17 protein-coding genes and 1 riboswitch are annotated in these 23,149 nt (G+C 66.5%); of the genes, 8 read left to right on the plus strand and 9 right to left on the minus strand.

Going from position 1 to position 23,149, the window contains the following annotated elements; genetic code table 11:
• The first annotated feature begins 44 nt into the window (after positions 1–44).
• Entirely contained in the window at positions 45–767 is a 723-nt protein-coding gene (locus FHY09_RS03395) for an AraC family transcriptional regulator (protein WP_166924112.1), read from the plus strand.
• Positions 768–847: 80 nt separating this feature from the next.
• The gene (locus FHY09_RS03400) at positions 848–2,224 is read left to right on the plus strand and encodes an amino acid permease (protein WP_166924114.1); all 1,377 of its coding nucleotides are present in this window, start codon (positions 848–850) and stop codon (positions 2,222–2,224) included.
• 61 nt (positions 2,225–2,285) lie between these two features.
• Here the strand turns inward: FHY09_RS03400 and FHY09_RS03405 are convergent, their stop codons facing one another.
• The gene (locus FHY09_RS03405; protein ID WP_166924116.1) at positions 2,286–2,507 is read right to left on the minus strand and encodes a hypothetical protein; all 222 of its coding nucleotides are present in this window, start codon (positions 2,505–2,507) and stop codon (positions 2,286–2,288) included.
• Between the two features lie 413 nt (positions 2,508–2,920).
• On the minus strand, positions 2,921–5,794 hold the full coding sequence (gene gcvP, locus FHY09_RS03410) for an aminomethyl-transferring glycine dehydrogenase (RefSeq protein WP_166924118.1): 2,874 nt from the start codon (positions 5,792–5,794) through the stop codon (positions 2,921–2,923).
• 59 nt (positions 5,795–5,853) lie between these two features.
• Positions 5,854–5,957, minus strand: a riboswitch (glycine riboswitch).
• 287 nt (positions 5,958–6,244) lie between these two features.
• On the opposite strand from gcvP, the gene FHY09_RS03415 reads away from it, so the two are divergent.
• Both FHY09_RS03415 and FHY09_RS03420 read left to right on the plus strand, forming a co-directional pair.
• The gene (locus tag FHY09_RS03415) at positions 6,245–7,474 is read left to right on the plus strand and encodes a multidrug effflux MFS transporter (RefSeq protein ID WP_166924120.1); all 1,230 of its coding nucleotides are present in this window, start codon (positions 6,245–6,247) and stop codon (positions 7,472–7,474) included.
• Positions 7,475–7,531: 57 nt separating this feature from the next.
• Positions 7,532–7,924 (plus strand): hypothetical protein, encoded by a 393-nt coding sequence (locus tag FHY09_RS03420; RefSeq protein WP_166924122.1) that lies wholly within the window; start codon positions 7,532–7,534, stop codon positions 7,922–7,924.
• Positions 7,925–8,014: 90 nt separating this feature from the next.
• Here FHY09_RS03420 and FHY09_RS03425 read toward each other — a convergent pair whose 3' ends face one another.
• The 4 genes from FHY09_RS03425 to FHY09_RS03440 form a co-directional block, all read right to left on the minus strand.
• Positions 8,015–10,003: a M2 family metallopeptidase gene (locus FHY09_RS03425; RefSeq protein ID WP_166924124.1), complete on the minus strand. Its 1,989-nt coding sequence runs from the start codon at positions 10,001–10,003 to the stop codon at positions 8,015–8,017.
• Between the two features lie 139 nt (positions 10,004–10,142).
• Positions 10,143–11,792 carry a phosphoethanolamine transferase gene (locus FHY09_RS03430; protein WP_166924126.1) on the minus strand — a complete coding sequence of 550 codons (1,650 nt, stop codon included), beginning with the start codon at positions 11,790–11,792 and terminating at the stop codon, positions 10,143–10,145.
• The gene (locus tag FHY09_RS03435) at positions 11,789–12,541 is read right to left on the minus strand and encodes a phosphatase PAP2 family protein (RefSeq protein ID WP_166924128.1); all 753 of its coding nucleotides are present in this window, start codon (positions 12,539–12,541) and stop codon (positions 11,789–11,791) included. Before FHY09_RS03435 ends, FHY09_RS03430 begins: the two co-directional genes overlap by 4 nt.
• A gap of 112 nt (positions 12,542–12,653) precedes the next feature.
• On the minus strand, positions 12,654–14,357 hold the full coding sequence (locus FHY09_RS03440; RefSeq protein ID WP_456362692.1) for an ArnT family glycosyltransferase: 1,704 nt from the start codon (positions 14,355–14,357) through the stop codon (positions 12,654–12,656).
• Positions 14,358–14,489: 132 nt separating this feature from the next.
• Here FHY09_RS03440 and FHY09_RS03445 point away from each other — a divergent pair, with 132 nt between their 5' ends.
• From FHY09_RS03445 to FHY09_RS03455, 3 genes are all read left to right on the plus strand, one after another.
• Positions 14,490–15,188 carry a response regulator transcription factor gene (locus FHY09_RS03445; protein WP_166924130.1) on the plus strand — a complete coding sequence of 233 codons (699 nt, stop codon included), beginning with the start codon at positions 14,490–14,492 and terminating at the stop codon, positions 15,186–15,188.
• Positions 15,178–16,482 carry a sensor histidine kinase gene (locus tag FHY09_RS03450; protein ID WP_166924133.1) on the plus strand — a complete coding sequence of 435 codons (1,305 nt, stop codon included), beginning with the start codon at positions 15,178–15,180 and terminating at the stop codon, positions 16,480–16,482. Before FHY09_RS03445 ends, FHY09_RS03450 begins: the two co-directional genes overlap by 11 nt.
• A gap of 102 nt (positions 16,483–16,584) precedes the next feature.
• Positions 16,585–17,835: a DUF819 family protein gene (locus tag FHY09_RS03455; protein WP_166924135.1), complete on the plus strand. Its 1,251-nt coding sequence runs from the start codon at positions 16,585–16,587 to the stop codon at positions 17,833–17,835.
• Positions 17,836–17,899: 64 nt separating this feature from the next.
• Here FHY09_RS03455 and FHY09_RS03460 read toward each other — a convergent pair whose 3' ends face one another.
• Complete coding sequence (locus FHY09_RS03460; RefSeq protein WP_166924138.1) at positions 17,900–19,171, minus strand: phosphatidylinositol-specific phospholipase C domain-containing protein; 1,272 nt, start codon at positions 19,169–19,171, stop codon at positions 17,900–17,902.
• A 443-nt stretch (positions 19,172–19,614) separates the two neighbouring features.
• On the opposite strand from FHY09_RS03460, the gene FHY09_RS03465 reads away from it, so the two are divergent.
• Entirely contained in the window at positions 19,615–20,754 is a 1,140-nt protein-coding gene (locus tag FHY09_RS03465) for a DUF3103 family protein (RefSeq protein ID WP_166924140.1), read from the plus strand.
• Between the two features lie 45 nt (positions 20,755–20,799).
• Here FHY09_RS03465 and FHY09_RS03470 read toward each other — a convergent pair whose 3' ends face one another.
• Together FHY09_RS03470 and FHY09_RS03475 are read right to left on the minus strand one after the other, a co-directional pair.
• Positions 20,800–21,024, minus strand: a complete 225-nt coding sequence (locus FHY09_RS03470; RefSeq protein ID WP_166924142.1) for a CstA-like transporter-associated (seleno)protein — start codon at positions 21,022–21,024, stop codon at positions 20,800–20,802.
• On the minus strand, positions 21,024–23,105 hold the full coding sequence (locus tag FHY09_RS03475) for a carbon starvation CstA family protein (protein WP_166924144.1): 2,082 nt from the start codon (positions 23,103–23,105) through the stop codon (positions 21,024–21,026). The genes FHY09_RS03470 and FHY09_RS03475 overlap by 1 nt, the downstream gene beginning before the upstream one ends.
• Positions 23,106–23,149: the final 44 nt, after the last annotated feature.

A 23,149-nucleotide genomic window follows, 5' to 3' on the forward strand; every position in this document is an offset into this window, starting at 1 on the left:
GGTGAGTGCCCAGCAAAAACCGCGCATCGCGGTATGCTGTCGCCATGCGTGTTGAATCTGCCGATATCGAAGCCCTGTTCGACGCCATTCCGGATGTCCTGTTTTTCATCAAGGACTGTGATGGGCGTTACACGCACATCAACCAGACCATGCTGCGCCGGCTGGGATTGAAGTCGCGCAAAGAGGTCATTGGCCGGACGGCGGCGGAGATCTACCCCACCGGACTGAGCGCCGATTACGCCCAGCAGGACGCGCGCGTGCTGGACGGGGCGGTGATCGAGAACCTGATGGAGCTGCACCTGTTCGCCAACCGTGAACCCGGCTGGTGCCTGACCTGCAAGCGACCGCTGCGGGTGGACGGGGAGATCCGTGGACTGATCGGCATCTCGCGCGATCTGGGGCAGAAGCACAGTCTCGGCGCGCAGTACGAGCATCTGCGCCTTGCCCTGGCCCACCTCAACGCGCATTACGCTGAAAACGTGCGCATGCAGACCCTGCTGGACATCACCGGTTTTTCGCTGTCCAAACTGGAACGCAGCTTCCGCAAGGTGTTCCAGATGACCCCCCAGCAGGTGCTTACCCGCCTGCGCATCCAGATGGCCATGCACCTGCTGCATGGCAACGACAGCGTCGCCAGCATTGGACAGGCGTGTGGATTCAGCGACCAGAGCGCCTTCACGCGCAAGTTCAAGGCCGAAAGCGGCATGTCTCCGCGCGCCTACCGTGCGCGCATCAGCGAGCTGACCGCCGCCCACCCGGACCGCTGAGCGGGCAGGCCCTCCGGCCTATGCCCTCCACGCGCCGGACAGGGTAAGGTGACGACCTCATCGTCACACGCCGCCCGCCCATGCCCGTACCCTCCGCACCGTCTGTTTCCCCGTCGCGCCTGAGTCATTCCCTGAAGCCGCGGCAGTTGATCATGATGGGCCTGGGCAGCGCCATCGGTGCCGGCCTGTTCCTGGGCTCCGGCGTCGGCGTGAAGCTGGCTGGGCCTGCGGTGCTGCTCTCCTATCTGGTTGCCGGCGCGCTGGTGATCATCGTGATGAACGCCTTGGGCGAGATGGCCGCGGCCAAGCCGACCAGCGGCGCGTTCTCCGTGTATGCCGCCGACGCGCTGGGACCCACCGCCGGCGCCACCGTGGGGTGGCTGTGGTGGGTGCAGCTGGTCATCGTCATCGCCGCCGAAGCGGTGGGTGCCGCCGGCCTGCTCGCCACCGTGTGGCCGGCATTGCCGGTGCCGCTGGTGGCACTGGCGTTCATGCTGGTCTTCACCGTGATCAACCTGTTGGGAGTGAAGAACTTTGGCGAGTTCGAATTCTGGTTCGCGATCCTCAAGGTACTGGCCATCCTCGCCTTCATCGCCATCGGCGCGGCGCTGCTGCTGGGCTGGCTGCCGCAGGCAGCATCGCCGGGCCTGAGCAATTTCACCGCCAACGGCGGATTCGCACCCACCGGGCTGGCTGGCATCGGGGCGGCGCTGCTGGTGGTGGTGTTCGCCTTTGGTGGCACGGAAATCGTTGCGGTGGCAGCGGCTGAAACCGAGGATCCCGAGCGCAGCATCGCGCGTGCGATCCGTACCGTGGCCTGGCGCATCCTGGTGTTCTACATCGGTTCCCTCAGCGTGATCATCGCGGTGGTGCCGTGGACCAGCGAGGCACTGGGGTCGCCGTTCGCTGCCGTACTGGAAGCGGCGAACATTCCGGGTGCGGCCACCGCCATCACGCTGATCGCCGTGATCGCGCTGCTTTCGGCGCTCAATGCCAATCTCTACGGCGCCTCGCGAATGATGTTCTCGCTGGCGCAGCGCCGCGAAGCGCCTGCGCTGCTGGGCCGCGCCGACAGCCGCCAGGTGCCGGTCCAGGCCGTGCTGGCCAGCGTGCTGTTCGGCTTTGTGGCCACCGGGCTGGAGCTGCTGTTCCCGGGCAAGGTGCTGCCGGTGCTGCTTAACATCGTCGGCTCGACCTGCCTGCTGGTATGGACGCTCTCGCTGGTTTCGCAGCTGGTGCTGCGACGGCGCGCCGATCGCGCCGGGGTCCGCCTGCCGTTCCGCATGGCCGCCTTTCCCTGGCTGACCTGCACCGCGCTGGTGATCCTGGCGATGATCTTCGGCCTGCTGCTGTGGGAAGCGCCGACGCGGCTGCAGTTCCTGTCGATGGTCGGCCTCACCCTGGCGATCGCCGCCTGCAGCGCGCTCGCGCGGCGTACGCGTATGGCGCCTGACTGACTGGCCGAACGCGGGTCACGGACGGCAAGGCGCGGACGCCGTGGCGTCCGCGCCCGCTGCATCAGTTCTCGCGGCGCTCGTCCGGCGCAGCCCCGCCGGTGGCCATGCACTGCGCGAACTCGATGCCACAGGTGAGCACGTTGCCGCCGCTTGCCAGGCAGGTGGCCAGTTTCACGCCGCAGTCGACGACGCCACGTTCGGAGGCGTTCTGGGCATTGGCGCTCGGGATGGCGAAGGCCAGGGCCAGGGCGGCCGAGGTCAGGACAGTCTTCAGATGGTTCATGATGGTTTCTCCAGTAGACGGTGGTACCGCCGGTCAGGGCGGCGTCTTCGATCCCGCTCGCGAGGCGGGACCCGTTCTGGCTGGCCAGTGCCAGAGCGTGGAAAAATGATGTGCTGCCCGTGCTGCGGTGATTCGGGCCAGAGCGTGACCAGATCAGCAGTTCAGAACGCGAAGACTGCGTTTGTGATGGGGCTCTCAGCGCTGATGGGATAGGCAGCTTGATTTCAGTGTGACGGCCACGGGTTACGGAGTGTGCCCTCGTACCTGGCAGTGTAGGAAAGTCCGAATGAGTCGCATCTGACACTGGCATTCACGTCGTGGCGGGCGACGGCGAGGCGTTCCTGCTGTACCAGAACGCGAACGGCCCGCATGTGCGGGCCGTTCATCTGCATCACTGGACGACAAACCGTCGCTCAGGCTTCGATGCCCTCGTCTTCGTCCTTGTACGCATCCACGGGGATGCAGGCGCACATCACGTTCTTGTCCCCGTACACGTTGTCCACGCGGCCCACCGGCGGCCAGTACTTGGACTGCTTCAGGCTGGCCAGCGGGAAGGCCGCCAGCTCACGCGGGTAGGCGTGGGTCCATTCACTGGCGGTCACGTCGGTCGCGGTGTGCGGGGCGTTCTTCAGCGGGTTGTCTTCGCGCTCCAGGCGCCCGTCCTCGATCGCCGCGATTTCCTGGCGGATCTGGATCATGGCGTCGATGAAACGGTCCAGTTCGTGCTGGGACTCGCTTTCGGTCGGCTCCACCATCAGCGTGCCGGCCACCGGGAAGCTCAGCGTCGGGGCGTGGAAGCCGAAGTCGATCAGGCGCTTGGCGATGTCCTCGGCGCCGATGCCGCTGGTCTTCTCCAGCGGCCGGATGTCAAGGATGCACTCGTGCGCCACCAGGCCGTTGCGGCCGGTATAGAGGGTCCTGAAGTGCGGCGCCAGACGCTTGGCGATGTAGTTGGCGTTGAGCAGCGCCACCTGGGTGGCCTTGCGCAGGCCGGCGCTGCCCATCAGCGTGATGTACATCCAGCTGATCGGCAGGATGGAGGCACTGCCGAAGGAGGCCGCCGAGACCATGCCTACATCGCCTTCGCCGCCGAGCGTGCGCGGCAGGAACGGCGCGAGGTGGGACTTCACTGCACACGGGCCCACGCCCGGACCACCGCCACCATGCGGAATGCAGAAGGTCTTGTGCAGGTTGAGATGGGAGACATCCGAGCCCCACTGGCCCGGCTTGGCCACGCCGACAAGCGCGTTCATGTTGGCGCCGTCGGTATACACCTGGCCACCGTGCTGGTGGATGATCTCGCAGATCTCCACGATCTCCTCCTCGAACACGCCGTGCGTGGACGGGTAGGTGACCATCAGCGCGGCCAGGCGATCGCTGTACTTCTCCGCGTTGCGGCGGATGTCTTCCAGGTCCACGTTGCCGTTGGCATCGGTCTTGGTCACCACGACCTTCATGCCGCACATCTGCGCCGAGGCCGGATTGGTGCCGTGCGCCGAATCGGGAATGAGGCAGATATCGCGATGCGCTTCACCGCGCGAGCGGTGGTAGGCGCGGATCGCCAGCAGGCCGGCATATTCGCCCTGCGCGCCGGAGTTGGGCTGCAGGCTCACCGCATCGTAGCCGGTGCATTCCACCAGCATCGCTTCCAGGCCTTCGATCAGCGCCTTGTAGCCCACGGCCTGATCGGCCGGCACCAGCGGATGGATGTTGCCGAACTCCGGCCAGGTCACCGGGATCATCTCGGCGGTGGCGTTGAGCTTCATGGTGCACGAGCCCAGCGGGATCATCGTGCGGTCCATCGCCAGGTCCTTGTCGGCCAGCGAACGCAGGTAGCGCAGCAGTTCGTGCTCGCTGTGGTGCGTGTTGAACACCGGATGGGTGAGGAACGCGCTGGTGCGCTGCAGACCGGCGGGGATCGCAGGGGCGACCGTGGCGTCGAGCGCTTCGATGTCCAGCGGCGCCCCGAACATCGCCGCCACGGCCACGATGTCCTCGCGGGTGGCGGTCTCGTCCAGGCTGATGCCCACCGAGCGGCTGTCGATCGCGCGCAGGTTGTAGCCGGCGGCGCGCGCGGCGGCGTGGATCGCCTCGGCATCGACGTCGGTGATGTGCAGCGTATCGAAGAAGTCCGTACCAACGGCCACGCCATGACTGCGCAGCGCGCTGGCCAGGATCACGGCAAGGCGATGGGTACGGCGGGCGATGCGGGTCAGCCCCTCGGGCCCGTGGTACACGGCATACATCGAGGCCATCACCGCCAGCAGCACCTGCGCGGTGCAGATGTTGGAGGTGGCCTTCTCGCGGCGGATGTGCTGCTCGCGGGTCTGCAGGGTGAGGCGGTAGGCCGGGTTGCCGTGTGCATCCACGGAGACGCCGATCAGGCGGCCGGGCATGCTGCGCTTGAAGGCATCACGGCAGGCCATGAAGGCGGCATGCGGGCCGCCGAAACCGAAGGGCACGCCGAAGCGCTGGCTGTTGCCCACCACGATGTCCGCGCCCCATTCGCCGGGGGCGGCCAGCAGGGTCAGCGCAAGCAGATCGGTGGCCACGGCCACCAGGCCGCCGCGCGCGTGCACGGCCTCCACCAGCGCCTTGTAGTCACCGACCTGGCCGAAGGTGTCCGGGTACTGCAGCAGCAGGCCGAAGGCCTCCGCTTCGAAGGCTTCGGCCGGGGTGCCCACGCGCAGCACGATGCCCATCGGCTCGGCGCGGGTGCGCAGCAGTTCCAGCGTCTGCGGATGCACCGCGTCATGCACGAAGAAGGTGTCCGACTTCGACTTGGCCGAGCGCTTGGCCAGGGTCATCGCTTCGGCGGCCGCGGTGGCTTCATCGAGCAGGGAGGCGTTGGCGATCTCCATCCCGGTGAGGTCGGCGCACAGCGTCTGGAAGTTGATCAGCGCTTCCATGCGGCCCTGCGAGATCTCGGCCTGGTAGGGCGTATAGGCCGTGTACCACGCCGGATTCTCGAGGATGTTGCGCAGGATGACATTCGGAGTGTGCGTGCCGTAGTACCCCTGGCCGATGAAGCTGCGCAGCACGGTGTTCTGGTTGGCGATGGCCCGGATCTTCGCCAGCGCGTCCACTTCGGTCAGTGAATCGGGCAGGGCGAGCGGGGCGGGCGATTTGATGCGGGCTGGCACGATGGCATCGGTCAGCGCGTCCAGCGAGGCGTGGCCCACCACGCCGAGCATCTGCGCGATCTCGGCGTCATTGGGGCCGATGTGGCGCTCGACGAAGGCATCGTGATGCTCGAGGTCGCGCAGCGAAGGGGTGTTCTGGGACATGGCGAAGGATCCGTGGGAAAGGGCACGCATGCGGGCAGGCCGCCATCCGGCTGCCTGCAGGGCGCCCCTCTGTCCTTTTGCCTGAGAGTTTGTGAAGCGCGGTGAGCTGCGGCTTCGTGCCCCTTCGGCGCCGGGTTTGACCGGTCTCTCCAGAGTTTTGTTGCGGGTGGTCACGAGCCTGAGCGATTACGGGCGTTGCGCCTTCGGCAGCGGTGTCCTGCTTCTCCCACCTTGTTGCCTGCTGATTATAGCCGGTGCACTGCGGCAACGGCGGATACTCACGGGTGAACACGCGCTGGCCCACCCTACGCTCTTGCGCGAAGGCGCATGGAAATGACGTCGGATAAGGCCTATCATGCCCCCATACCCGTATTCATGTGGCGCCTCCTGGCAGGGAGTGCGCCTGCCCGGCGTGCCTGTCCGCGCCGACCCCGACCGCTGGATTCCGCAATGACCGCCGCCTCGCCTTCGACCCGCCGCCTGGCCCTGCTGCTCGCAGGGCTGGCGATGTTCGGTCCGTTTTCCATCGACACCATTTTCCCCGCCTTCCCGCAGCTCGCCCAGCGCCTGAAGGTGGATGAGGTGGCGGTGCAGCAGACCGTCAGCGTGTACCTGCTGTTCTACGGACTGATGAGCCTGGCGCACGGTCCGCTGTCCGATGCCTGGGGGCGCAAGCGGGTGATCCTGGGCGGGCTGGTGGTCTTCGTGGGCGCCTCGGTCGGCTGCGCGCTTTCGACCGATCTGGGCACGCTGCTGGTTTTCCGCGCGCTGCAGGGCCTTTCGGCAGGCGTGGGCATGATCGTGGGCCGCGCGGTGATCCGCGATCTGTACCACGGCCACGATGCGCAGCGCCTGATGAGCCAGGTGTCGATGATCTTCGGCATCGCCCCGGCGATCGCGCCGATCATCGGCGGCTGGATCCTGCTCAGCGGCGCCGGCTGGCCGCTGATCTTCTGGTTCCTGGTGGTGTTCTCGCTGCTGCTGCTGGTGGCCACGGCGCGCTACTTGCCGGAAACCCACCCGCTGCAGGCGCGCACGCCGCTGTCGCCGCGCGGGCTGGTGCGTGACTACCTGCGCATCGGGTCCAATCCGCGGTTCGTACGGCTCGCGCTGGCCGGCAGCCTGGCCTTCGGTGGCATCTTCCTCTACATCGCGTCGGCCCCTGTGTTCGTCATGCAGCACCTGCGCCTGGGCGAGGGCGATTTTGCCTGGCTGTTCATCCCCACCATCGGGGGCATGACGGCCGGCTCGTTCCTCTCCGGGCGCATGGCCGGACGCACCACGCCTACGCGCCAGGTCAGCATCGGCTTCATCTGCGCGGCGGTCTCGGCGTTGCTCAACATGGGCTATGTGTCCCTTGCGCCGCAGCTCGCGCTGCCCTGGGCGGTGCTGCCGATCTTCCTCGGTGGCCTGGGCATGGCGCTGATCTTCCCGATCCTGGCACTGGCCGTGCTGGACATGTACCCGCACCAGCGCGGGCTGGCGTCTTCGCTGCAGGCCTTCGTGCAGCTGATGATCAGCACCGTGGTGGCCGGCGTGGTATCGCCGTTGTTGAACGCTTCGCCGCTGCACCTCGCACTGGGCCAGGCGGCGTTCTTCGCTGCTGGATTCGTGTTCTGGTACTGGGAGCACCATCGCGAACGCGCCCGGGAGGCGCTCCGGGTGCAGGCCGAGGGTTGAGCGGCCGGGTCGGCGGGGTGGGGTATCCTTGCAGGCCCGACCTCCTGCCGTGCCCTGATGTCCACCACCTCCAAACTCCGCCGTGACCTCCGTCGCCGTCGTGAAACCCAGGCCGCCAACCGCGAAGCTGCGGCCGCAGCGCCGGTGGAACCGCACGCCGAGCTGCGTGACCAGCAGCGGACACTGCTGGCCGGCGTCGTGCGGCGCGACGGTGAGTGGGTACTGGGCATGGACGGGCGCATCGCGGGCCAGAGCGAGAGCGCGGCCCAGGTCCTGTCCCTGATCATGCAGGCCGGCGAGCTGCACGAGCGCAACGGTGTGCCGGTCCGGCTGGTGTATTCCGATGCGCTGCGCGATGCCGCGCAGGCGGAAGCCAATGCGCTGGGGCAGACCTTCGAGGAGTTCAAGACCGCGCTGGCCGAGCGGATCGCGGCCGGCAAAGCCAACTGACCGCACCGTGCCGGGCGCTGCCCGGCAGGTTCCATCGGGCAGTGACAGGGCCTGTGGGGTCACCGGTCGGTGCCGGCGACCCCGCAGCACTCAGTGGCGGGCGTTGCCGGCCGGCGCGGCCGGTGCCGGTGCGGCGTTGGCCTGCCAGCCGCACATCTGGCCCTGGTTCTGTTCCTTCAGCCAGGCGTTGACCGGGCTGAAATACTCGATCATCGGGCCGGCGTCGAGCTTGTCGCTGCCGGTGAGCTCCTTCAGCGTCGCCTGCCACGGCTGGCTGGCTCCCTTGCCGAGCATCGCCCAGAACTTCTGGCCCGCTTCCTTGTTGCCGTAGAAGCTGCATTCGTGCAGCGGTCCGGTGTAACCCGAGGCATCGCACAGGCCCTTGTAGAACTGGAACTGCAGGATGCGCGCGAGGAAGTAACGTGTGTACGGCGTGTTGCCCGGCACGTGGTATTTCGCACCCGGATCGAAGAATTCCTCGCCTCGTTCGGTCGGCGGCGCCACACCCTGGTAACGCGCCTTCAGGTCCCACCAGGCCTTGTTGTAGTTCTCCGGCGTGATGGAGCCATCGAACACGCCCCAGCGCCAGCGATCGATCATCAGGCCGAACGGCAGGAACGCCACGCCGGAGAGCGCCATGCGCATCTGGTTGTTGATCACCGCTTCGCGGCTTTCCTCCGGCTTGTCCACCAACCCGATCGAGTTGAGGTACTTGGGGGTCATCGCCAGCACGATCGTATCGCCGATCGCTTCGTGGAAACCATCGTTGGCACCGCCCTGGAACAGCGGCGGCAGCGGGTTGTAGGCCAGGTCGTAATAGATGTGGCCCAGCTCGTGGTAGATCGTCGTGAAGTTCTCTTCATTGGGCTTGATGCACATCTTGGTGCGCACGTCGCCGTCCATGTTCATGTCCCAGGCACTGGCATGGCATACCACGTCGCGGTCGTCGGGCTTGATGAACTGCGTTTTCTGCCAGTAGGACTCCGGCAGCTTCGGCATGCCCAGAGAGACGTAGAAGTCCTGCGCGCGCTCGGTCATCTGCCGTGCGGTGCGCAGCTCCGCCTCACGCTGGGCCTTGTAGAGGGTGGCCACGTTGGCATTGGAGCCGGCCTTGGCCAGTGCGCCGCTGAGGTTGCCCTGGTACTGCTTCTCCAGCGCCGCAGTGATGTCCAGGCTGCCGGCGCCGGGGTAGGGCTGCAGCTGGTCCCAGAGATTGGACCAGTCCTGCTGCCACATGTTGCCGGTCAGGTGCGCGGCAATCAGCCCGTTGCCCACTTCGGCTTTGTCCTTGCCGTAGGTGGCATCCAGCTTGCCGCGCGCGTAGCAGTGCAGCTGCTCGTACATCGGCTTGACCTGTTCCCACAGGCGGTCGGTTTCCGGGCCGATCTGCTCCGGTGGCATGTCGTAGCCGCTCCGCCACATCTGCCCGGCGTCGCTGAAGCCGAGCGTCCTGGCCCCTTCGTTGACCAGGCCGACGAACTGCTGGTAATCGCCGCGCATCGTCTTGGTGGTGCCATGCCAGCCCTGCCAGGCATCGAGCTGCTGATCATAGTCGCGGCTGCTGGCCAGCACCTGTTCCAGGTCGCCGAGCTGGCGGCAGGAATCCGGATTGGCCGGGTCGGTGCAGTACCGCCCCGCGCCATAGCTGCCTTCCATGCGCGTGGCGATCTGGGTGAGCTGCGCAAGCTTGGCTGCGTCACGCGGTGCAGGCATCGAAGACATCAGCTTGAGCAGGTGCAGGGCACGCTTGCTGTCCTCGCTCATCGGCTGGCCTTCGTACTTCGCCGCCTGTTCGATCCAGGTGTTGAGCTGGGTCAGCGAACGTTCGTTGGCCTTGGCCGCGATCCGTTCCGAATCACTGTTGATGTAGGTGGAGGACAACCACTGCGCCGAGGTCATCTCCGGGTAGGCCGCCTTCAGTTCGGCATTGATGCGTGCCACGAACTGATCGGCGGTTTCGCCGGAGGCGGTCGTGGTGGCGGCCGGCTCCGTGCCCGGCGAAGCTTCCTTCTTGCAGGCGGCCAGGGACAGCGTGGCCGCGGCGACAGCCGAGGCGAGCAGGAGATGACGGTGCTTCACGGAGGATCCTTGATGGGTGAATAACCGCTGAAGGCTAGTGGGCAGGCGTGGCCTCCGCAAGTGGCGGACGTCGCGGCTGCGCCTGCTCCATGGCGGGCCGGCCTGGACGGCCGCCGTCGAGCACCCTGCCAGACGACCCTCAACCGGCGCAGTCGGCGAACACATCGCGGCCGCGCTCGTAAAGTGCGGTCTTGACCTGCATCAGCCCGAGCACCGAGGAGAACAGGTTGTCGTGATCGGCGTAACGGGTCGAGCGTCGGCGCACGCACTGCAGGTCCACTCCGCGGCTGCGGGCGAAGCCCGGCGAGAACCACATCGTCATGGGTACCCGGGTCTGCTCGGCGGGTGCGATCGCGTAGGGCATGCCATGCAGGTACAGGCCCTTTTCGCCCAGCGACTCCCCATGGTCGGACAGATAGATCATCGCCGTGTCGTAGTCCTGCAGGCCCTGCAGCGTGCCGATGGTCCTGCTCAGGAAGTGATCGGTGTACAGCACGGCGTTGTCGTAACTGTTGGTGATCTCCTGGCGCGAGCAGCGGCCGATGTCCCGGGTGTCACAGGTCGGCGTGAAGCGGCGGAAGGCGGCCGGGTAGCGTTCGAAGTAGGCCGGGCCGTGGTTGCCCAGCTGGTGCAGCACCACGACGCGGTCACCCGGGTGCGCACGCACCTGGACGGCCAGGTCCTGCAGGAGGATCTCATCCAGGCAACGTCCCTCGGCGCACAGCCCCGGTGTGGTCGCGTCCGAGAGCGACTGCAGCTCCAGGCCCTCGCAGACGCCCTTGCAGCCGGACTGGTTGTCGCGCCACAGCGGTGCGATGCCCGCGCGGTCGAGTACATGCAGCAGCGACTGATGCGCACGGATTTTCTTTTCGTCATACGCGTGGCGGCCCCACGGCGAGAACAGGCAGGGCAGCGAAACCTCCGTGCTGGTGCCGCAGGCGTGCATGTCGGGGAAATTGACCATGCTGGCCTGGGCCAGCTCCGGCGTGGTGTTGCGCCCGCCGTTGAGGCCCCAGTCCTGCGCGCGCACCGTTTCGCCCATCACGATGACCAGCAGGCGTGGCTTGCTGTCCGGCGCGCGTGGCGTGGCCTTGGCATCGGTGCCGATCGGCAGCTGCGGGGCGCGCTGCACCGGGTTGTCGCCGCGCAGCGCGCGCGGTAGTCCCAGCAGCACGTTGGCGGGGGTCGCCAGATAGCGGACCTCGCGCTGGTTGCGCATCAGGGCCGACACATCCTGGAACGACACCAGCGCGCCACCCAGCGCGGTGGCCGCGGCGGCAACCAGGAAGCCGACGCGCCACAGCAGGCTGTGTGCCCAGCGGCGTCGCCGCAGCTCGACGCGCCAGAGCGCCGCCATCGGCAGTACCGCCAGCAGCATCACCGGCGGCAGCAGCGATGCCGTCATCAGTTCGCCGCTCTCCTTCGGATCGGTCGCCAGCACGTTGCGCAGCATGTCCGCATCCAGATAGATGTGGAAATGGCTCATGTAATGCGAAGCAAGCGCGGTGACCAGCAACAGGACGCTGACGACGGCCTTGGCATTCCAGCGCCACACCAGCACGCCCAGCAGCAGCGCGTGCACACCCGACAGCAACAGCAGCAGGGAAAGCGCGTAACGCAGGCTGCCCGGATGGCCGGCCATGGCGCTGCGCCAGAACAGGCCATTGCCCGCAACGGCGAAGAACACGCTGGCCAGGAGGATCAGTGCTTCGGTGGACAGTTGCGGCCGCCAGGCGCGGATGCGGGCGGGTGCTGGCAGACGGGGGGACTCCTGGACCGATGCGTTCATGCGCTGGCCCCACGGCGGGGCGAGCGGTCCAGCGCGCGACGGACCACCTGGTACAGGCACAGCGACAGCAGCCAACAGATCAGGGCTGTAGCCACGTCATGGGACAGGAAATGGGCGCCGCGCAGCTGCTGGCCGATGCCGAACAGCAGGCCGCTGCCAAGGCCTATCCACAGTCCCACCCAACGCCAGGCGGGCAGCCACAGCCGTGCGAAAAAGTACAGGCACACCCAGGCATAGCCCGCGCTTGCATGGCCGGCGGGAAAACAGGCGCGGGCGGCCATGCCGGCCGGGCGGTGGCTGAACAGGCCGACGAACGGTTCGTGCCCGCCGTAGCGCAGCAGATCCCACGGGCACTCCATCGGCACCAGCGACTTCAGCAGCGAGACCAGCCCGGTGCCGAGTGCCACGGCCATCACCACGTACAGCAGCGCCCAGCGCAGCGTGCGGTCGCGGCGGCGGCGCCAGTGGTGCAGGCACAGCAGCATCGCCACTCCGGCCGCGAGGGTGCTCAGCCACTTGCCGGCCGCATGTACCACCGAGCGTGTCAGCCATGCATCCTGCAGGGCCCAGTGGCCACCTTCCAGCTGGAACAGGTGGTCGGCCAGCCACTGGTCGCCACCGAAGCCCATGAGCACAGTGAACACCGCAAGGCCGACCACGGAGGGCAGCCAGAAATGGGTGACGGCAAAGCGCGCCCCCGAAGGCGATGGCGGGAAGCAGACGGCCGGAGCGAAGGGAGGCGCAGGCATACGTGGAATGAGCCGAGGCGGGAGACGGCGGCCATGCTCGTCAGCGCCGTGTCGGAGAAGGGTCGTACGCGCGTTTGCTCCGGGTTAACCCACACGCGGCGTGCGTGATCGTTCAGTCTTCGTCGTCGTAGGCACCGGCGCGCTCGGCGTGGCACGCCGGGTCCCATGCGGTGCCCGGCACCAGCTGCCACCGGTTGCGATTCGCAACGCCGATCCCGATGACGCGGGCTGGATCGACACAGGGGCTCATCGCCTTGTCCAGCACGAGCAGCCAGCGTTTCCCGGGCGCCTCGGCCAACCATGGGCCCGCGTCTCGCCATTGCCGGGCCCAGGGTCGCTTGAAGCCGAACTCGCGCACGGGGCGGTCGGCCTGCAGCAGGTTCTGTTCGCGCCAGGCCACCAGTGCCAGTTCCGCATCGGGGCCGATCCGCGTCCCCACCCGCTGCATGAGGGCAGATGCCGAGGCGTAGGGGTCCAGCGCCGGTATCAGCACCCATCCGTACAGCATCCAGAGCAGGCCGTGGGCGAGCAGCACCAGCGTGGCCGCACGCCGGACCCGCAGCCACACCGCCAGCGTCGCCACGGCGAGGGCGAACACCAGCAGGCCTCCGCCGAGCACGGGCAGCAGGGCGTCGGGCATCGCCCGTCGTGCCAGCTGCGCGTGTGCCCAGGGGCTTGCGGTCAGCATCATCACGCCAAGCAGGCCGCTGGCCAGCATCAGCAGCAGGCTGTAACCGAACAGGTAGCGGCGCACGTGCAGGCGGCGCAGCAGACCGGGCAGCAGCGGCGACACGGCCAGTGCCATCGCCGGCAACATCGGCAGCACGTACACCTCACGCTTGCCGGGGCTGGCAGTGAAGAACAGCAGGACCAGCGCAGCCCAGCCCAGCAGCAGCCAGTGCCGCAGATCACCGCGACGCAGCCGGCGCCACCACGGCCTGATCATCAGCGGCAGCAGCAGGGCGCCCGGCAGCCACAGGGTGGCGATCACCTGCAGGTAGTACCAGGTCGGCTGGCGATGGTGCCAGGCGTGGGCATAACGGGTGCCGGTCTGCTTGAACAGCAGTTCGTGTGCGTACGACTGCAGCGATGCACTGGGGTCATGCAGCAGCGCCCAGCCCAGCGGCGCCAGCCATACCGCCGTGCCCAGCAGGAAGGCCGGAACCAGCCACAGCAGGCTGGCGGGGTGGGGGCCGTCCACCGGCTGGCCGCGACGGCGCTGGTACAGCCGCCCGCCGAACCAGGGCAGCACCATCAGCAGGGGCAGGAAGCCCACCCCCTTGGTCACCGTGCCGAGGCCGGCGGCAAAGCCGGCCAGCCACAGTGCCGGCAGGTTGCGGCGCTCGCAGAGATGGCGCAGCAGGCCCCACAGGGCCAGCGTGGTCATGCCCACCAGCACCATGTCGATCTGCGCGCGCTTGGCCATCAGGCCGAACTGCAGGCTGCAGAACAGCGCGCCAAGTGCGTAGAGCGAATGCCGTGGCGACCATAGCCGGTGCGCCAGATCCGAAACCAGCCACAGGACGAGCAGCGCAGCCAGCAGCGAAGGCAGCAGGAACGCGCCCTGCCAGCCCCCGGCCAGCTGATGGACGGCGGCCTGCAGCCACATGAACACGGGCGGCTTTTCGGCGTACAGCTCACTGCCCCGGTGGGGCAACAGCCACTGTCCGCTCATCACCATGGTCCGCGCGGCCAGCACGAAGCGTGGTTCATCCGGAGGCTGCGGCTGTCGCATGCCGAGGCCGGCGGCGAGCGCGGTCACGATCAGCAGCCACAGCAGGGGAAGGTGCCAGCGGCGGGGCAGGGCAACGGGCACGCGGAACTCCGGCAGGAAAACCGCGATTCTCGGCAGGGGCACGTAGGAAAGCCGTCGGAACCACCGCCACGCCGACCACATTCCGACATCGGCAGCGCTACCATGGCGGCATTCCCCGTGGATCATTCGCGCATGCGCCTGTTGGTGATCGAGGACAACCGCCAACTGGTGGCCAACCTGTTCGACTATTTCGAGTCGCGTGGGCATGTCCTGGACGTGGCCCCCGACGGCATCACCGGCCTCTACCTTGCAGGCTGCCATCCCTACGACGCGGTGATCCTGGACTGGATGCTGCCGCGCATGGAGGGACCGGAGGTGTTGCGTCGCCTGCGCGCGGAGCACGCATCGGACGTACCGGTCATCATGCTGACCGCCCGCGACGAATTGCCGGACAAGATCACAGGATTCCGCGCCGGAGCCGACGACTACCTGACCAAACCCTTCGCTCTGCCCGAGCTGGAAGTCCGCCTGGACGCACTGCGGCTTCGGGCGCAAGGGCGCAACCCGCGTCGGCGCCTGCAGGTGGGCGATCTGGTGCTGGACCTGGCCACGCTGGAGGTCAGCCGCGCAGGCCAGGTGCTGCACCTTTACCCGGCGTGCCGCAAGCTGCTGGAAGTGCTGATGCGTGCCAGCCCCGCCGCGGTGACGCGGCAGCAGCTGGAGTTCGCGGTCTGGGGCGATGAACCTCCCGACGGTGACCAGCTGCGTTCGCACGTCTATGAACTGCGTCGCAGCGTGGATGGCCCCTTCGACCAGAAGCTGGTGCATACGCTTCCCCGCGTCGGCTATCGGCTGGCCGCAGGGGAACGGAACGGGGCCGATGGCGGCTAGACCTGCGCCACTGCATCGTCGCGTGCTGGGCTGGTTGCTGGCTTATCTGGCGCTGATATCCCTGGCCGTGTTCGGCGTCGGCAACAATGTGCACGAACACGCCGAACACGCAGCATGGCGGGCGCTGCTCAATTCGGAGCTGGACAGCATCATCGCGCACAGCCGTCGCGACCCCCATTACCGGTGGCAGGATTCAGACACGCTCAGTCTGTTCCGCCTGGATGAAGGCCGGGCGCCCGCCAGCCTGCTCGGGCTGCATCCAGGCCTGCACGACGGGGTCGCCGTGGGCGAGAGAAAGACGGCGGTGATGGTGCGCCAGACACCCACGATGGGCCGGCTGGCGCTGGTGCTGGACATCTCCGATTTCGAGGCACTTGAACACTTCGCCACGCGCTGGGTACTGCTGGCCGGCGTGGTCATGATGCTGGTCACCGTCGTCATGGCCCGGGTCGGCATGCAGCGCGTCGTGCGGCCGCTGAGTCGCCTGGCTGCCGATATAGGTGCGCTCCGTCCCGGCGCTGCAGGGCAGCAGATCGAGGTGGATGTGCGCGGTAGTGAAGAACTGCATACCATCGCAAACGCATTGAACGACTACCTGGTGCGGAACGCGCAGTTCGTTGAGCGCGAACGGGTGTTCATCAGCACCGCCAGCCACGAGCTGCGCACACCGGTGGCGGTGATCACCGGTGCCTCGGCACTGGCGCTGGATGCACACGACGTGCCCGAGCGCGCGCGTCAGCAGATGCTGCGCGTGCAGCGCACGGCACAGGACATGGATGCGCTGATCGAGCTGCTGCTGGTGCTGGCGCGGGACCCCGCACGACTGGCGGCGCGCGCCGAGCGGATCGCGCTGGCCGCGCTGGTGCCGCAGATCATCGAGGATCACCGTCACCTGCTGCGTGACAAGGACCTGACCGTCAGTCTGCGTGCAGCGCCGGTGGAGCTCATCGCACCGCTGGCAGTGGTGCAGGCCGCCATCGGCAACCTGCTGCGCAACGCGATCGAGAACAGCGACCGGGGCGTGATCGCGCTGGACGTCTGCGCGCAGGGGGTTGTCTGCGTGCGTGACCCCGGGCACGGGATGACGCCCGAGGAGATCGCTGCGATCTACGCGCGCATGGCGCGCGGCCAGTCGTCCGACCAGGGAGGAATCGGCCTGGCCCTCGTTGCGCGGCTCTGCGAACACCTGGGCTGGACGCTGCAGTTCAGCCCGGTGCAGCCGCGTGGAACGCTGGCCCGGCTGGATCTTGGCGCCTCCCTCGGCGGCCAGCAGGCAGAACAGCCTCCGCTATAGCCCGGTCAGCCATGCAAGGCCATGAAGGCGATGTTAAGCTCGACCCCGACCGCGTACTGCGGTTTTTTTTTGCCCATCGTTTTTCGATCGACAGAGGACCGCATGCCGACCGAACCCACTTCCGCGCTCATCTCCAGCGACATCGTTGGCCTGGGACTCATCGCCGCCACGCTCGCCGTGATCTTCTGGGCCGCCAGCGGCCCCACGCCGCTGCTGAAAAAGGTCTTTGCGTGGGTGCCGGCGCTGCTGCTGTGCTACTTCGTGCCTGCGATCTACAACACTGCAGGGCTCATCGATGGCCACGCCACGGCACTGTACAACCCGGTGGCACGTGACGTGCTGCTGCCGGCGGCGCTGGTGCTGCTGACGTTGTCGATCGATCTCAAGGGTGTGGTGAAGCTCGGCCCCAAGCTGCTGGTGGTGTTCTGCGCTGGTACCGCGGGGGTGATGCTCGGTGCGATCGTCTCTTTCCAGGTCATGAAACTGATCCATCCGGAAACAGTGTCCGGTGATACGTGGGCCGGGATGGCGGCGCTGGCCGGCAGCTGGATCGGCGGCGGCGCCAACATGGTGGCCATGCGCGAGATCTTCGGCACCGATGCCACCACCTTCGGGCAATTCGCAGTAGTGGACGTGGCCTGTGCGAGCCTGTGGATGGCCATCCTGCTGTTCCTCGCCAACCGCTCGCAGCAGATCGATCTGCGCAATGGGGCCGATACCCGCGCAATCGACGAGATGAAGGCGCGGATCAGTGCGTATGAGGCACAGAACGCCCGCATTCCCACCCTGACCGATCTCATGGTCATCGTCGGCGTGGCGTTGGGCGGGGTGGGGCTGGCGCACGCCATCGCGGCGCCCCTGGCCGGTTGGTTCAAGGCGAACGTGGGCTGGTCGAGCCAGTTCAGCCTGGACAGCCAGTTCGTGTGGGTGGTGCTGTTCTCCACCGCCCTCGGCCTGGCGTTGAGCTTCACCCGCGCACGGCGGCTGGAATCGGCCGGTGCGTCGCGGATCGGCACGGTGTTCCTTTACTTCCTCATTGCGTGCATCGGCATGCAGATGGACCTGCTTTCGCTGCTGGACCGGCCGTGGCTGTTCCTGCTGGGAGTGATCTGGATGGCCACGCATGTGCTGGTGCTGTGGACGGTGGCCAAGCTGATGAAGGCACCGCTGTTCTTCTTCGGCGTAGGCTCGATGGGCAACATCGGTGCGGCGGCATCAGCGCCGGTGGTGGCGGCCGCTTTCCACCCCACCCTGGCCCCGGTGGGCGTGTTGCTGGGCACAGTGGGGTATGCGACGGGCACAGGCCTGGCGTACGTCACGGGCCTGATCCTCAAGGCGATGGCCGGGGCCTAGGGCCCGGCCAAGCCCGGCGCATGGGTTGCCGCCTGCCCGGGAGAACGGACGGTGCCGTACGGCTTCAGCGGGTCGGCGGCTTCACCGCAATGCGAGACACCCTCCCGTCCAACGCGCCGCCGTTGAAGGGCCTCACGCGCAGGTAGGCCGAATCAAAGCGTGCCTCCAGGCTTCCCACCGGTTGCGGATCGTGCCATGGGATGTCCTGCACCACGTCGATCACCGTATAAGGACTCCGGATATCGCCGTCGGCCGCATCGTAGAAGGTGATTTGCTGGCCTGCCCGGGCTCCCCGGAAGACCAGGGACCGGATCGAATCATTCTCGCAGCCCAGCCGCGGCGCCGATACCAGCGACCAGGCGCGCTCGAAGGCGGTGCTGAAGGTGCACACCGGCGCACCCGTCGCGCCGTTGCTGGCATAGGCCAACAGGCCGCCGTTGTTGTAGGTCTCGGCGAACTCCAGCATGTCGCCCCATTCGATGAAGTCGATGGCCAGGTAGTTGGGCATGCGCTTCGCGGCAGGAAGACACGCAGTGTCCAGCCGCTCCAACACGGTGTCGAGACGGTTGTCGATACCGCTGTGGGGTGACAAGGGCACGCCATGGAAATGGTTCATGACGAACAGGCGCGGAAGTCCCAGAGGACGGTCGGTGGCATCCAGCGCGATACCGTCCCAGCGGGTTCTGCAGCTCGTGTCATGGGTGAAGATGGTGTCGCCCAGGCTCCAGTAATTTTCGCTGGTGACGTCCTGGTCATGCAGGAAGGTCGTGACGCCCCCCCCGTACTGGCCCGACAGTTCCGCCCGCTGGGTGAAGATCAGCAGGCGCTGGTCAGCCACGATCATTTCGCGCAGTGTCGGCCACTGGCCTTTCTTCGCTGCCCAAGTGGCGTGTTCCGGATTGAAGGTGCGGCGGAACAGATGTTCGTTCTCCCGCACGAAGGCTTCCATCGCCTCACGCGGGTAGTGGTCTTCCAGCTGCAGCGTCACGACGGCGTCCGGATGGTCATCCAGGTAGCGCGAGACCGAGGCGAGGTCATTCTTCAAGGGGGCCCGGCGCCCATGGAATGCGCAGTCGGCGTGGCAGGTGACCAGCTGCCCGTCACGTTCGTAGATGTCGAGCATGAGGCCACGCGCACCGCGCTGCAGCTGGGCGGAGATGTCCATGCCCTGGTTGGGCACGACGCTGCCATGGTTGGCTGCGTTGTGGGTCGTGATCCAGAGGTAATGATCGAACGGTCGATCCAGGTCGACCAGGTCGGCGGGGCGGGCGCTCTCGGCGTGAACGGCAAACGTCTGGAGCAGGAGGATGGACGCCCACAACATGGGGTGGTTCATCGGTGCGGACTTCCGTGGGAAGGAACTCCAACTATCTGGCAGCGGCCCACCCGGAATTTCCGGCGTACGTCGCAGAACACGCGGCGGCAATGCAGATTACGGACATTTCAGCATGATCCCGACAGGTCGCTGTGTACTTTTCCTTCGCTGGACTAGGGGGCGGGACGGAGGCTTCGCACGTCAGCCGATCCTTCACACATCGGCGAGGCGCTTTCCAGAGGCCTTCTTTTCGATGGCCCGCGACACAGGGCCGCAGGCGACAAGGGACGTGGCGACTTCGGCAAGGAAAGCCCACGTCGCCCGGTAGGGCTTTGGCTTGGTCCGTTGCGCCTGCGACGTGAAGCACTCAAATGCGCCAATTGCGAGCATAAAAAACACATGCGCTCGAAGGCCATCCACGCCGTGTGGTCAGCGCTTGTCAAAAATGCGATAGGAGAACAACCATGAAACGCAGCTCAACCACCCGAGCCCAATTACTGCTGCTTGCCCTCTGCGCGATCGGCGGTACGACGCAGGCCCACGACCGTGACCTCCCCGTACCACACGCTTCGGTAGCCTCGGTGATGACGGAGGCCACCGTTGACGTGCGCGATCTGATGCGTCAAACGGATTTCGTCACCGGCGTGCTGGCAGCGCTTGCCGAAGGCGGCGCTGAGACCGTGCCGCTTTCGGAGGTGGCCCGGCAACTCGATCCAGGTGCGCGCACGCGCGCTGGAGGCCGTCTGCGGGCGGCGAGCCAGAACATCCGCATGCTCAAAGGTCTGCCCGAACAAGGTAGGGATCTGCTGCAGATCAGGCTGATGCTGCCAGAGGGACGCCAATGGGATGAATTCGATCCGTCCCAGTACCGCGTCGCGGCCATGCCGGTGGGTGAGGACCGTATGCACCCGACGGTGCGCACCTACGCTGCAGATGGCAGCGTCCAGGACCTGCCGATCGACGCGCGGCCCTCGTTCCCGCTGTTGTTGATCGAAGTGGACACGCGGACATCGCTGCGAGAAGGCCTGCAGGTCGTCAATGAGGGCCTGCGGTCGCACGGCCTTCAGTCTCTGCCCGACCCCAGCACCCAGGCGGATACGCTGGATGTCACCCGGCTTGACCGGATCCGGCTGGCGGTGGACCAGGAACCGAACATCAAGGGGGCTGCGGAAATATTCGCCATTGTGTCCGGCTTGCAGGTGGATGAGACCAAACCGGAAATGCGGACGTTTGAACTGCCTTGGCTGGATCACGACAAAACCGACTACTACCCCCAGCAGGACTGGATCCACTGGGGCAACTACCGGTATGACGTCGCCAATGTGCAGCTGTTCGAAGAAGATGGCCAGACCAACTACAAGACCATGCTGACGGCACTCGTCGATGTCGTGGGAACCGTGATTGGACCGATCGAGCCCACGGTCGGAACGGTCAGCCTGATTGCCGACAGTATTCTCAAGGCCTTGCCTGACGCGTGGTTCATCGATGAGCACGACTATGTCGACAGCTTCTATCTGTTGCGTCGCGGACTGACCTACAAGGACCACCGGGGTGCGGGCGCCAATGCGGTCATCGATCTTGCCCCCATCACGCTGGGCAACTGATCCGTGGAAGGCGACTGCGCGCCCAGCGCAGTCGCCTTTGCGGCCTCAGCAGCAGCGCCCGCCGTTGCGGCCGCCGTAGCGCGCTTCCTGGCGCTCGCGGAAGAACGTGGGGTAATCCATCGGCGTGCGCTCCGGATGATTCTCCAGCACGTGCCGGACGTAGTTGTCATAGTCCGGGATGCCGCAGCACAACCGCGCGGTCTGCACCAGCCGCCGCCATAGGCGGCGATGGGCCTGGTGCTGACCGACGGTGACCAGTTCGGTACTCATCACAGGTCCGCCATCTGGTGCGGCTGCAGTGCCACGTAAGGGGTTTCCGCGTCCGTGCGCTGCGGGGTGCGACGCGCGGCCACGATGGTCTTCAATGCGTAGAACACGATCGCGTAGACCACCACCAGGAACAGTACGGTCAGGGACGTGTTGACGTAGGCATTGACCACGATCTGATGCATCTGGCCGACCGTCTTCGCCGGTGCGGTGAGCGTGCCGCTGGCGATCGCATCCTGGTACTTGTGCGCCTGTGCCAGGAAGCCCTGCGCTGGATTGCTGTCGAAGATCTTGATCAGCCCGGCGTAGGTGGTGCAGATCAGCAGCCATACGGCCGGCACCGCGGTCACCCATGCGTAGCGGTCACGCTTCATCTTGAACAGCACCACCGTGCCCAGCATCAGCGCGATGCCGGCCAGCATCTGGTTGGAGATGCCGAACAGCGGCCACAGCGTCTGGATGCCACCGAACGGATCGACCACGCCGGAATACAGCAGGTAGCCCCATAGCGCTACGCAGCCGCCGGTGGCGAGGATGTTGGCGCTCCACGATTCAGTCCTGCGCAGGGCCGGAATGAAATTGCCCAGCAGGTCCTGCAGCATGAAGCGGCCGGCACGGGTACCGGCGTCCACCGCCGTCAGGATGAAAAGGGCTTCGAACAGGATCGCGAAGTGGTACCAGAACGCCATCATCGCGTCGCCCGCACTGGGAATGGCCTCGTGCAGGATCATCGCAATGCCTACCGCCAGCGTCGGTGCGCCACCGGCACGGTGCAGGATCGTCGGCTCACCGATCGCAACGGCCGTCGCCTCCAGCTGTTCCGGGGTGATGGTGAATCCCCAGGTGTTGGTGATGTAGTGCGCGGCGGAGATCGCGTCGGCACCGATCACGGCGGCCGGGCTGTTCATGGCGAAGTAGATGCCTGGATCGATGATCGATGCGGCCACCAGCGCCATCACCGCCACGAACGATTCCATCAGCATGCCGCCGTAGCCGATATAGCGCGCGTGCGCTTCATTGGCGAGCAGCTTGGGCGTGGTGCCCGAGGCGATCAGCGCATGGAAGCCGGAGACCGCGCCACAGGCGATGGTGATGAACAGGAACGGGAACATGCCGCCCTTCCACACCGGGCCATCGCCGCTGGCGGCGAACTGGGTCAGCGCAGGCATCTTCAGCTCCGGCATCACGATCAGGATGCCGACCGCCAGCGCGATGATGGTGCCGATCTTGAGGAACGTGGACAGGTAGTCACGTGGCGCCAGCAGCAGCCACACCGGCAGCACCGAGGCCACGAAGCCGTAGCCGATCAGCATCCAGGTGATCTGCGTGGCGGTGAAGGTGAATGCAGGTCCCCACACCGGATCGGCGGCAACCTGCCCCCCGAACCAGATCGAGGCCAGCAGCAGGATCAGTCCCACCACCGAAATCTCGCCGATCTTGCCGGGACGGATGTAGCGCATGTAGATGCCCATGAAGATCGCGATGGGCATCGTGGCGATCACCGTGAACATGCCCCACGGACTTTCAGCCAGTGCCTTGACCACCACCATCGCCAGCACCGCCAGGATGATGATCATGATCAGGAAGGCCCCGAACAGCGCGATGGTCCCGGGCACCCGGCCCATTTCTTCGCGGACCAAGTCACCCAGTGAGCGGCCGTTGCGCCGGCTGGACAGCACCAGGATCATGAAATCCTGCACCGCGCCGGCCAGCACGACGCCCACGACGAGCCACAACAGGCCCGGCAGATAACCCATCTGTGCAGCCAACACCGGGCCGACCAGCGGACCGGCACCGGCGATGGCGGCGAAGTGGTGGCCGAACAGCACGTGCTTGTTGGTGGGCACGTAGTCCAGGCCGTCGTTGTTCAATACTGCCGGCGTGGCCCGTGTAGGGTCCAGTTGCAGCACCTTGCTGGCCACGAACAGGCCATAGAAGCGGTATGCGACCAGGTAGATGGAGACCGCCGCGACGACGATCCAAAGTGCGTTGATGTGTTCACCACGGCGCAGTGCCACGGTGCCCAGACAGAATGCGCCGAGCAGCGCGAGCAATGCCCAGCCCAGCTTCGAGAAGCCTTTCATCAGGTGAACTCTCCCTTAAGAACGCCACAAGGGTCCGCCCTGGC

The organism is Xanthomonas sp. 60, from assembly GCF_011761925.1.

Excerpts from the sequence above, each read along its gene's own strand:
- FHY09_RS03395 (WP_166924112.1), top strand. The coding sequence starts at position 45 with ATGCGTGTTGAATCTGCCGATATCGAAGCCCTGTTCGACGCCATTCCG.
- FHY09_RS03400 (WP_166924114.1), top strand. The coding sequence starts at position 848 with ATGCCCGTACCCTCCGCACCGTCTGTTTCCCCGTCGCGCCTGAGTCAT.
- FHY09_RS03405 (WP_166924116.1), bottom strand. The coding sequence starts at position 2,507 with ATGAACCATCTGAAGACTGTCCTGACCTCGGCCGCCCTGGCCCTGGCC.
- gcvP (WP_166924118.1), bottom strand. The coding sequence starts at position 5,794 with ATGTCCCAGAACACCCCTTCGCTGCGCGACCTCGAGCATCACGATGCC.
- FHY09_RS03415 (WP_166924120.1), top strand. The coding sequence starts at position 6,245 with ATGACCGCCGCCTCGCCTTCGACCCGCCGCCTGGCCCTGCTGCTCGCA.
- FHY09_RS03420 (WP_166924122.1), top strand. The coding sequence starts at position 7,532 with ATGTCCACCACCTCCAAACTCCGCCGTGACCTCCGTCGCCGTCGTGAA.
- FHY09_RS03430 (WP_166924126.1), bottom strand. The coding sequence starts at position 11,792 with ATGAACGCATCGGTCCAGGAGTCCCCCCGTCTGCCAGCACCCGCCCGC.
- FHY09_RS03435 (WP_166924128.1), bottom strand. The coding sequence starts at position 12,541 with ATGCCTGCGCCTCCCTTCGCTCCGGCCGTCTGCTTCCCGCCATCGCCT.
- FHY09_RS03445 (WP_166924130.1), top strand. The coding sequence starts at position 14,490 with ATGCGCCTGTTGGTGATCGAGGACAACCGCCAACTGGTGGCCAACCTG.
- FHY09_RS03450 (WP_166924133.1), top strand. The coding sequence starts at position 15,178 with ATGGCGGCTAGACCTGCGCCACTGCATCGTCGCGTGCTGGGCTGGTTG.
- FHY09_RS03455 (WP_166924135.1), top strand. The coding sequence starts at position 16,585 with ATGCCGACCGAACCCACTTCCGCGCTCATCTCCAGCGACATCGTTGGC.
- FHY09_RS03460 (WP_166924138.1), bottom strand. The coding sequence starts at position 19,171 with ATGAACCACCCCATGTTGTGGGCGTCCATCCTCCTGCTCCAGACGTTT.
- FHY09_RS03465 (WP_166924140.1), top strand. The coding sequence starts at position 19,615 with ATGAAACGCAGCTCAACCACCCGAGCCCAATTACTGCTGCTTGCCCTC.
- FHY09_RS03470 (WP_166924142.1), bottom strand. The coding sequence starts at position 21,024 with ATGAGTACCGAACTGGTCACCGTCGGTCAGCACCAGGCCCATCGCCGC.
- FHY09_RS03475 (WP_166924144.1), bottom strand. The coding sequence starts at position 23,105 with ATGAAAGGCTTCTCGAAGCTGGGCTGGGCATTGCTCGCGCTGCTCGGC.